The organism is Veillonella parvula (assembly GCF_040097785.1).
GTDB lineage: Bacteria > Bacillota > Negativicutes > Veillonellales > Veillonellaceae > Veillonella > Veillonella parvula_D.
This window is the reverse complement of record NZ_JBBNNS010000004.1, coordinates 71,460-82,872: the sequence shown is the minus strand read 5'-3', so window position 1 is coordinate 82,872 and position 11,413 is coordinate 71,460. Positions and strand designations below refer to the sequence as shown.

General features: G+C 40.0%; 8 protein-coding genes. 3 read left to right on the top strand and 5 right to left on the bottom strand.

Translation table 11 applies throughout. The annotated features are described in order from the left end of the window. Positions 1–128 precede the first annotated feature (128 nt). Positions 129–728, bottom strand: coding sequence for a class I SAM-dependent methyltransferase (locus AAA071_RS08070; RefSeq protein WP_302132371.1), 600 nt, complete (start codon positions 726–728; stop codon positions 129–131). Between the two features lie 254 nt (positions 729–982). Between AAA071_RS08070 and AAA071_RS08065 the strand changes: the two genes are divergently transcribed. From AAA071_RS08065 to AAA071_RS08055, 3 genes are all read left to right on the top strand, one after another. Then, the gene (locus AAA071_RS08065) at positions 983–2,338 is read left to right on the top strand and encodes a hemolysin family protein (protein WP_302132369.1); all 1,356 of its coding nucleotides are present in this window, start codon (positions 983–985) and stop codon (positions 2,336–2,338) included. 437 nt (positions 2,339–2,775) lie between these two features. Then, on the top strand, positions 2,776–3,840 hold the full coding sequence (locus AAA071_RS08060; protein ID WP_021148810.1) for an efflux RND transporter periplasmic adaptor subunit: 1,065 nt from the start codon (positions 2,776–2,778) through the stop codon (positions 3,838–3,840). Continuing rightward, complete coding sequence (locus tag AAA071_RS08055; protein WP_302132367.1) at positions 3,837–6,899, top strand: efflux RND transporter permease subunit; 3,063 nt, start codon at positions 3,837–3,839, stop codon at positions 6,897–6,899. Before AAA071_RS08060 ends, AAA071_RS08055 begins: the two co-directional genes overlap by 4 nt. A 237-nt stretch (positions 6,900–7,136) precedes the next feature. On the opposite strand, the gene AAA071_RS08050 is transcribed toward AAA071_RS08055, so the two are convergent. The 4 genes from AAA071_RS08050 to AAA071_RS08035 form a co-directional block, all read right to left on the bottom strand. Further along, entirely contained in the window at positions 7,137–7,454 is a 318-nt protein-coding gene (locus tag AAA071_RS08050) for a YbjQ family protein (RefSeq protein WP_004692937.1), read from the bottom strand. A 231-nt stretch (positions 7,455–7,685) separates the two neighbouring features. Further along, positions 7,686–9,167: an amino acid permease gene (locus AAA071_RS08045; protein WP_004692938.1), complete on the bottom strand. Its 1,482-nt coding sequence runs from the start codon at positions 9,165–9,167 to the stop codon at positions 7,686–7,688. Positions 9,168–9,177: 10 nt separating this feature from the next. Beyond that, positions 9,178–11,079 (bottom strand): DNA topoisomerase (ATP-hydrolyzing) subunit B, encoded by a 1,902-nt coding sequence (gene gyrB, locus AAA071_RS08040; protein ID WP_287507929.1) that lies wholly within the window; start codon positions 11,077–11,079, stop codon positions 9,178–9,180. A gap of 77 nt (positions 11,080–11,156) precedes the next feature. Next, the gene (locus AAA071_RS08035; RefSeq protein WP_058948347.1) at positions 11,157–11,405 is read right to left on the bottom strand and encodes a hypothetical protein; all 249 of its coding nucleotides are present in this window, start codon (positions 11,403–11,405) and stop codon (positions 11,157–11,159) included. Between the last annotated feature and the right edge of the window lie 8 nt (positions 11,406–11,413).

Genomic DNA, 11,413 nt, shown 5'->3' with positions numbered 1-11,413 from the left:
AAACACTATTCAAATCGAGGTTATTTAATTAACTGTTACATCAAAACATATCTAATTGTTACATAAAGGTCTTTAAAGGCCTTAAATTATTTCATTATAAAAGTCTTAAATTACTGCACTAAACTGCACTAAAACAAGTTAACTGAATAGACGAGAATTCGTTCCTTTGCATCGCTGGCCTCAAAGAGGTCACTACAATCAATAGGTTCCTCTTGTTCCAAGCGAACATGGTTATTTAAAAAGTTCTCCACCTCGTCATTAACATAGTAGAAAAATAACTTAATCTCCCGAGGATTATGATATAGCGAATCAAAAATATTTCCTAATACCCGCTTAATCGTATGGAGTGCAAAGGGATTAAAGAAAAAACATCGATCAACCTGATTTGGCAATTCATACAGCGCCGCATCACCTAGTACAAAGCTTACACGATTACGAGCAGCAGGGCTTTCACCATTAATTAAAGCCTTTTCATAGAGCCGTTCATCGTATTCGATGCCTATAGAATAGCAGCCCGTTTGGTAAGCCATGAAAATACTCACTCGGCCCTTGCCACTGCCATAATCGATGAGCGTATTTTTCTTGCGAATATGACCACTATTTGCTAAACGCTCCAGCACGCAATAATCCGTCGGCTCGTACGGATGATGCTCCGTATCGGAACGACTATCATCCCGACCAGAGGTTTTAATTTGTAATACACTTTCCCACTCTTGCTCTGTTGCCATCTATATAATCCTATTATGAGGCCCAAATTATATGACCTAATACTGATACTAATCTTAATTTCTATACATACTATACCCTTATTAGGGTACTATTTACTAGTCCAGTAACACCTATAGTATATAACAAAAGCATCCATATCGGGTGCTTTTATTATATGAATCACTTATTAATGTCGATATGGTATACTAGGAGTAATATTTCTATTATTCTCATGTGTAGAATTATATGTCATTAAAAAGGAGTATCTACTTACATGGACAGTGATCTGACCTTAGATTTTATCATTATCATCGTATTAATCATCGCAAATGGTTTATTCTCCATGACGGAGTTAGCCATTGTAAATGCAAAAAAACGTAAACTTGAAGAGTTAGCAGAATCAGGCAATGAACGCGCGAAAACAGCCTTTGAATTATCGGAGAACCCAAATGAAATGTTCTCTACCATTCAAATCGGCATCACCCTCGTAGGTATTTTAACTGGTTTGTATTCTGGTGCCACCTTCTCTGGACCTTTAGAAGATATATTAGTAGCAAATATTCCAAGCATCGAACCATACGCAGCTTCTATAAGCTCTTTCATTATCGTTGCCATCATTACCTATTTATCCCTCGTTATCGGCGAACTCGTGCCTAAACGCTTGGCCTTAAATAGCCCTGAAAGCATTGCCGTTGTAGTAGCAAAACCAATTTACTGGCTATCTGTGGCGTTAAAACCAATCGTTAGCTTCCTCGGCGTTTCCACAGAATTCCTCTTAAAAATGCTAGGCGTTACTGTAAAAGAAGAAGCGCCTATTACAGAATCTGAAATTAATAAAATGCTTACCGAAGGCGTTGCCATGGGTGCTTACGAAGAGGAAGAACCTATCCTCGTAGAAAATATCTTCCATCTTGCAGATATGAACGCAGGTGACATCATGACTCCTCGTACACAGCTCAAATGGATTGATCTTAATGGCACGGAAGACGAGATCATGGAGGTCCTCAAGAATGCCAACCATTACCGCATTCCTGTAGGTACCGATTCCTTAGATGAATTAAAGGGTCTCGTTACCGTATCCGATGTATTAGTTCAAATTATGCAACGTCCTAGTGAAAGTTCCATTCACGATATCATCAAAGCTTGTTTGAAAGAACCTGTTCTCGTTCCTGAATCCATTTCACTCATGAAATTATTGAACGTTCTACGTACAGAAGGCGTTCATGAAGCAATTATCCTCGACGAATATGGTGGTTTTACTGGACTTGTCACCTTGCATGACATCATGGAGGAAATCGTAGGCCTTATGCCTTCCGGTGAGGAAGAAATCAAGGAAGAAGAAAACAAGATCATCGAACGCGATGGAGCATGGCTCGTAGATGGCCTTCTCAATGTAGATGAATTTAAAGAATTCTTTCACATCGATCAAGAATTGCCAGGCGAAGAAGACGACTTGTACAAAACTATGGGCGGCCTCTTAAACGTCCTCTTCGGTCGTATTCCAAAAGAATTAGACAAGGCAAAATGGAACGGCTATACCTTTGAAGTCATCGATATGGATCATACTCGTATCGATAAAATCCTTGTAACCTATGAAGAACCTATTGTAGAACAAGAAGAAGAAAAATAAAGCTCAAATAATATAGACAAAATCTAAAGAAGTGAGTTCTCTTACTATGAACTGTACCCCAAAAATTGGACATATTTTTGGATACAGCTCAATCGATAGAGGACTCACTTTTTTACTACATTTTTGTATTCATAATATAAATAATACATATACTAGCAAATACTAGCAAAATATAGATTACTTTTAAAAATTATCATTAAAATATATCATCAATTATATAAATTAAGTATATAATTCTTTTATTTTCTGCATAAAGGCTAGAACTTTCAATATAAATATAGTATTATTAAATTGTATAAAATATATAATTATTTTTTTCTATAAAATATATAATTAGAAATTAGAGTTTTCTAATATACATATAGAGTCCTATGATTACTACCTATGTGTAGTTCTGTGTCATAGGGCTTATATGCGGTAGACAAAGGAGAGATTCTATGAATCAACGAATCATAGCAACTATAGGCGCCCTATTAATAGGGACCGCCATCATAAGTGGTTGTGGATCAGAAAAACCACCTGAAGATACAAGTCTCAAGGTGCGTACCATCACTATAGGTGAAGAGTCTGGAACTACTGATGCTGGCTATGCAGGCACCATTCATAATAAAACAGAAACAAACTTAGCCTTTCAAATTGGAGGGCGTGTCATCAACAAATTTGTAAATGTTGGTGATGTAGTGCAAGCAGGCCAAGTCATTGCTCAAATCAATGGTTCAGACACATCAGCTCAGGTGCAAAATGCTGAAGGTGCTGTAAAAGCTGCTCAATCGGCCTACGAATTGGCAGAAACCAATGCTAAACGATACCGCGAGCTCTATGCACAACAAGCAATTAGTAAATTGCAATTAGACCAAGCTGAAAACCAATTGAATGCCACATCTGCTCAATTACAACAAGCACAAGCAAGCCTTAATTTGAGTAGTAATCAAAATAGCTATACTAATTTGACGGCCCCTGATACAGGTATTATTACCGCTTTCAATATTGAAGCAGGACAAGTCGTAGCAGCCGGTCAAAGTGTTGGTACCTTAGCGGCCGGTCACGACCCAGAAGCAGTCATTGCCCTTCCTGAACAAGAATTAAGTAAAATTCATGTAGGTAGCCCTGCTACTATTACCTTCTGGGCATTACCAGATGTAACAGTACAAGGCGTAGTACGTGAAATTTCACCAGTTCCTGACCCTGTAGCGAGAACGTATACCGTAAAAATCACCTTGCAAAATGCGCCTAAAGAGGTACAACTAGGTATGACGGTCAATGCTAATCTATCTACCACAGATAGTACCAATATTTCTATTCCGTTAACGGCTCTTGTGAAAGACTCTAACGGCAATAATGCTGTCTATATCATCCGCGATAAGAAGGCTCATCTCGTGCCTATCAAAACTGGTGAGTTCGGTAAGAACTCCGTCATCGTCACATCTGGTTTAGCTAAAGGTGACATTGTCATCACCGCAGGTACCCAACAATTACAAGAAGGGACGGCGGTTAGTCAATGAAACAATTTAACTTAGCCGAATGGGCTCTTAAACACAAGTCCATTATCTACTACTTCATGGCTGTGCTCCTCACCTTCGGTATCTTCTCATTCACCCATATGGGACGCATGGAAGATCCTGATTTTACGATGCGCACCATGGTGGTCGGTGTTGCTTGGCCGGGGGCTTCTCCACAAGAAATGTCGGATCAGGTAACGGACAAACTCGAAGAAAAACTACGCGATCTTCCTGGTGTAGATTATACAAAATCTTTTACAGATGGCAGCAAATCCGTTATTTATATCAATTTAAGAGAGGATTTGCCATCCGATAAAATTCGTCCCGCTTGGGAAGAAGCGCGGAATATGATCAACGACGAATGGAAATCATTGCCTGCAGGCGTTCAAGGACCGACCATTAACGACAGGTTCGACGATGTATATGGCATTATCTATGCCATCAGTGGTGATGAGTATTCGTACGAAGAAAAACGACAACAAGCAGAAGACTTAAAACGTCAGCTTTTATCTGTTCCTAATGTTAAGAAAATCAGCCTCATTGGGGTTCAACAACAAACCCTCAATGTAACCATAAACAAGGATAAACTCGCATCCTATAAAGTCAGTACACAACAGCTGTTAACAGCGCTTAAACAGCAAAGTATGATGGTTCCAGCTGGTTTGATTACAACAGATACAAACAATGTATATCTCCGCGTCAATGGCCTATTCGATAGTCCTCAAGCGGTGCGAGATATGCCGATCCGCATCAATAACCAAACCTTGCGCCTCGGTGACATGGCTGATGTAACCATGACCTACCAAGACCCTAGCGATCCACAGTTCTATTACAAAGGCAAGCCAGCCATTGGCATCGCTATCTCCATGGATGCAGGAGCTAATAATATCGAATTCGGCGAAGCCATCGACAAAAAACTCGGAGAATTACAGAAAACGATTCCTGCCGGTCTCGAACTCAATCAAGTATCGAATCAACCGCATATCGTTAAAGAATCCATCGGCGATTTCTCTCAATCCTTATTTGAAGCCATCGCCATCGTATTGCTCGTAAGCTTTGCATCTCTCGGCTTACGAACCGGTATCGTTGTAGCCCTCACCATTCCAGTCGTTGTGTCTACGACGTTCATCTTGATGTATGAAAGTGGCATCTATCTACATAAGGTTAGCTTAGGTGCCTTAATCCTAGCTTTAGGCCTCCTCGTAGACGATGCCATCATCGTTGTAGAAATGATGAGCGTTAAGCTCGAAGAAGGATGGGGTCACTTTAAATCTGCTACCTTTGCTTACGAATCGACAGCATTCCCTATGCTATCTGGTACACTCATTACCTGTGCAGGTTTCTTGCCATTAGCATTGGCACAAGGTATGGTAGCAGAGTTTACAAAATCCCTATCCATCGTTGTATTTATGGCGCTTATTCTATCTTGGTTCGCCTCTGTTCTCGTCAGCCCTGTATTGGGTTATAAAATCATTGAAAACAAGGCTCCAAAACCAGAATCGGAATGGACTAAACGAGACCGTATCATGCACAAGCTCAATGTAACCTTCTATGATAAGTTTGAAAAACTATTACATTGGGCTCTAGGACATCACAAGGTAGTCCTACTGGCCACCCTAGGTGCCTTCGTTTTATCCTTGCTTTCACTACCATTGATCAAACAGGAATTTTTCCCATCATCAACGCGTAATGAAATCATTGTATCCATGCAATTTCCTCAAAGCTCGTCTATCGAGTATACTGCTAACCAAGCAAAACTCATCGATAAACATTTAAAAGACGACGAACGCATTGCAACCTTCACCTCCTACATCGGACAAGGTTCTCCACGTTTCGTCCTCACCTTGGAACCTGAATTGCAACGGAACAACTTCTTACAATATGTAATCGTTACAAAATCCTTAGAGGATCGCGATAAACTCTATGCTGAATTGACTCCGTATTTAAACGAGCAATTCCCATCGGCCCTTGTAAACACGCAATTCTTACAAATCGGTCCACCATCCAAATTTCCAGTCATGCTTCGCGTTGCTGGCCCTGATCAAAAGGTGGTAAAAGAAATTGCAAATCAAGTAAAAGCTAAAATGCAAGACGATAAAGACTTACAAAATATCGCCTTTGACTGGCCAGATACAGAACCTGTAGCCAATATTCACATCGATCCAAACAAGGCACGTTTACTCGGCATCGATAGCTATGCTGTATCCTTGCACTTGCAAAGTCTATTGTCTGGTACTAAATCTGGTGAATACTACGAAGGGAACCAAACCATTCCTGTTACCTTCCGTTTAGGTGACAACGAGCAACATAACTTAAGTGCTCTTTCATCCTTGCCAATTCAAACAGGAAATGGCTCCTATGTACCACTTAGCCAAATTGCAACCATTACCATGACACAAGAGGATGGTATTATCTGGCATCGCAATATGATGCCAACCATTAGTGTGCATGCGAATGTAAAAGCAGGTGTATTGGGTAATGCGAAAACAAAAGAGGTTTACAAATCCTTACAAGACATTCGCGATTCCTTGCCTACAGGCTATTCTATTGACCTAGACGGCGCCGCTGAAAAGAGTGAAACAGCCGTTCAAAAGCTATTAACGCCAATGCCAATTATGCTCTTTGTAATCATGACAATCCTCATGTTCCAATTAAAGCGTATCGCCCTCATGGTAATGGCTCTACTCACTGCTCCATTGGGACTAATCGGTGTTGTATTAGCACTCAATATTACGAGAACGCCGTTAGGCTTTATGGCTATTCTAGGGATCATCGCCCTCTCAGGTATGATCATCCGTAACTCCATTATCTTGTTAGACCAAATCGAAATCCACAAGGCAGAAGGACAAGAACCTCGTGAAGCGATTATCAACTCCGCTACACTTCGTTTCCGACCTATCATGCTTACCGCTATCGCAGCGATTTTAGGCATGATTCCTCTCATGGGATCTGTATTCTGGAGCCCATTGGCCATCGCCTTTAGCGGCGGCTTACTAGTGGCAACGGTTCTAACACTCATCGTATTACCAGTCATGTATGCAAGCTGGTATAAGGTAAAATAAAAAAGCAGTAACTATTTCTGCTTTTTTATTATCTATAAGATATATAGATAAACCACAATACAAAAAACCCCCTATAAAAGTTTCTAATACTTTTTATAGGGGGTTTTTTAATAAATATCATATAAAAAAACAGCAGGGCTTTCCCCTGCTGTTTTTTTAGTCACAATAATACATTACGACTTACTTATTTCCCTTAGGATTATATTAATAATTATATCTGACTTAGTCTATTATTTATTAAACTACAACGGCTGTACCATTGCATGTAATCATAAGCATGCCATTTTGTGCACCTACTGTGCTGTATTGGAAGGATACACCAATAATAGCATTAGCACCCAATTTAGAAGCTCGTTGAGACATTTCGTCGAGAGCTGCTTTGCGCGCATTCATCAAAGAATCTTCATAGCTGCCACTACGACCACCAACAATGTCTCGAATGCCAGACATGAAATCTTTCACAAAGTTACGGCCTTCTACGACTTCACCAAATACAATACCTTTGTACTCTTGTACAGGTTTATTTTCAATATGCATAGTTGTTGTAATAATCATAATTGTATCCTTTCTAATTGACTACAATATATTTTGATTTATTATAACAAGACTTTTAGAGAAAAACAAATATAAATATAGCTTTCACATAAAACAATTACATATTGTATCTCCAAAAATTACATACTATATATCAAAAATTTACATATTATACATCAAAAATTTACATATTATACATCAAAAAAAGACCTGTTCACTACTTTCATAATGAACAGGTCTAATTTTATATTTTTATCTATCAAAATCGCGGTCTAAGTTAACTTCTTTCAACGGCACAACTTTAGTTTTGTTGATGTATTTGTAACCAAGGTAAACTGCGAAGAAGATTGGTAAGCCAATGTAGGCAACGGATACGCCGTACCAGTCGATGGTATCACCTGTGAAAGCGGAGTAGTTTTGACCACAGATGATGATAACGCAAAGAATGAACGCCAAGATTGGGCCAACTGGGAATAACCACGCTTTGTATGGCAATTCACTAAGATCTCTGCCTTGTGCGATGAAAGCACGGCGGAAACGATAGTGAGATACTGCAATACCAACCCATGCGATGAAACCGCATAAACCAGAGATATTAACAATCCATGTATAAGCTGTACCTTCACCGATAAAGCTTGTTAGGAACGCAAATAAACCGATTGCTGTCGTTAAGATTAACGCAGGTACTGGAACGCCGCGTTTATTTAACTTAGCAAAAATTTGAGGTGCTTGACCTTCCTTAGCGAGTGCGTACAACATGCGCGTAGAAGAGTACAGACCAGAGTTACCAGCACTCAATACAGCCGTTAAGATAATGGCATTAATAAAGCTAGCAGCAAAGGCAAAACCAAAGCGGTCAAATACGAGTGTAAATGGAGAAATAGATACGTTCTCTACACTAGAATTCAACAAATTTGGATCTGTGTACGGAATCAAGAAACCGATAACCGTGAAAGCACCGATATAGAATAATAGAATACGCCAGAAGATTGTATTAATCGCTTTTGGCACATTCTTTTCAGGGTCTTCCGCTTCACCAGCGGCTACACCGATCAATTCAGTACCTTGGAAGGAGAATCCTGCCACCATAAAGATAGCAAGAATAGATTCCCAGCCACCTACAAATGGAGCTTCTCCTACGGTCCAGTTTGCAAATCCTGGAGATGTACCACCGATACCAAAGATGAGCATAAAGCCACAGAATAGAAATACGAATACTGTAATAACTTTGATGCTAGAGAACACATATTCACTTTCACCAAAGGAACGAGTAGATAAATAGTTCAAACCGAATAAAATGAGCAAAAACAGAGCAGACCATACGATGGCAGGCACATCAGGGAACCAATATTTCATGATGAGTGCCCCTGCTAATACTTCAGCAGCCAAGGTAATAGCCCAGTTAAACCAGTAGTTCCAACCTAAGGCAAACCCAAAGGCAGGATCTACATAACGTTTTGCATAAGTCCCGAAGGAACCTGGAATTGGTAAATATGTGGCCATTTCCCCAAGAGATGTCATAAGGAAATAAACCATGATACCAATGAGGCCGTAAGCTACAAGAGCACCACCAGGGCCAGCTGTACTTACGACTTCACCACCAGCAACGAATAAACCTGTACCGATAGCACCACCCAAAGCGATCATATTCATATGACGCGCCTTTAGGGAACGTTTTAGGTGTTGATCTTTGTTAGACGTAAACTCTACGTTATTATTATGATTATCAGACATGGGTCACCTCTTACAAATCTAGATTACGCACGTATTTTGCGTTATCTTCAATAAATTTACGACGAGGCTCTACCTTATCACCCATGAGGACCGTAAAGATTTTATCGGCTTCGATAGAATCTTCTAAGCTAACTTGTAGAATCGTACGATTTTCAGGGTTCATCGTAGTTTCCCATAATTGTTCAGGATTCATTTCACCTAAACCTTTGTAACGTTGGATTGTAGTACCATCGCGGCCTACTTCATCAAGTTTAGAAGTCAACTCTGCATCAGAGTATACATACCAATGAGATTTACCCTTCTTGATTTGATACAAAGGTGGTTGAGCAATATAGATATGACCTTCCTCTACCAATGGTTTCATATAGCGGTAGAAGAATGTTAACAACAATGTACGGATGTGAGCGCCGTCAACGTCCGCATCTGTCATGATGATAATCTTGTTATAACGGGATTTTGTAATATCGAATTCATCGCCAATACCTGTACCAAAAGCGGTAATCATGGAGCGAATTTCGTTATTAGCCAAAATCTTATCGAGGCGTGCTTTTTCTACGTTAAGGATTTTACCACGCAATGGTAAAATTGCTTGGTAACGACGATCGCGACCTTGTTTTGCAGAACCGCCCGCAGAATCACCTTCCACAAGATAAATTTCAGTCATAGATGTATCTTTTTCGGAGCAGTCCGCCAATTTACCAGGAAGGCTAGATACTTCCAACGCATTTTTACGGCGTGTTAAGTCACGGGCTTTACGAGCGGCCTCTCGAGCACGGCTTGCCATCGTTGCTTTTTCGATGATTTTCTTCGCATCTTGAGGATGTTCTTCAAAGAATGTTTTAAGACCTTCTGTAACGATAACATCTGTAATACCTTTAACTTCGCTATTGCCAAGTTTAGTTTTTGTTTGGCCTTCAAATTGAGGTTCCAACACTTTTACAGATACGACAGCTGTCAAACCTTCACGTACGTCTTCACCGGAAAGATTAGACTCACTTTCCTTGATCAAACCAGATTTACGGCCATAATCATTGAGGGTACGAGTCAAGGCAGCACGGAAACCAGATAGATGTGTACCACCGTCAATCGTATTGATGTTATTTACGAAGGACAACAAGTTTTCACTATAGCTATCGTTATATTGCAATGCTACATCTACCACAACATCGTCTTTTGTATTTTCAATGTTAATAACAGTTGGGTTAATTGCTTCTTTATTTTCGTTCAAGAAGGTAATGAAAGAAACCAAACCACCTTCATAGTGGAAGCTTTCAACACGAGGTTCCTCTAAACGCAAATCGCTCAATGTAATGCGAAGGCCTTTGTTAAGGAATGCCAATTCTTGTAAACGCATTTTCAATGTATCAAAGCTAAATACGGTAGTTTCAAAGATTTCTGCATCTGGCTTGAAAATAACTGTAGTACCAGTGCCTTCGGCCTTGCCAATTTCGTGCAACTCGGAAGTTTTATGACCACGAGCAAAGGAAATTTCTTGAACAATACCATTTTGAGATACTTGAACCTTAGTCCATTCACTCAATGCATTAACTACGGAAATACCTACGCCGTGAAGACCACCAGATACCTTGTAGCCGCCACCACCAAATTTACCACCAGCATGCAATTTCGTTAATACTAGCTCTACCGCAGACATACCAGATTCATGCATTCCTGTTGGAATACCACGACCATCATCGACAACGGTAACACTGTTATCTGGATTGATGGATACTTCGATATGTGTAGCGTAACCAGCAAGCGCTTCGTCTACAGAGTTATCTACAACTTCGTATACGAGGTGATGCAAACCACGAGCAGACGTACTACCAATATACATCCCTGGGCGTTTACGCACCGCGTCTAGACCCTCAAGAACCTGAATATTCTGAGCGCCATAATTTTGTTCAGGCATGAAACAAACTCCTCCTAACAATCTATCATACTGCACTTGATTGAAATAAAGTGACAAAACATGTACAGGATTAAACTTTATCTCTTTATTATACTATAAAACTCATCAATCCGTCTCATTAAAGTCTTAATACTGATACCAGATCCATACACACAAGCATCAGTAACCACATATGTCTTAATTTGCTCCTCTGGCACCATAGCGATATATTCTAGCGTTTCATAGTGATGAATAGGACTTTTATGGGACTTTCCGCCCTTGGCATGCACCATCGTAATAATGGATTCTATGGGCACGGAAATGGTATCTCCAATATGAACGTACATAAGAATCC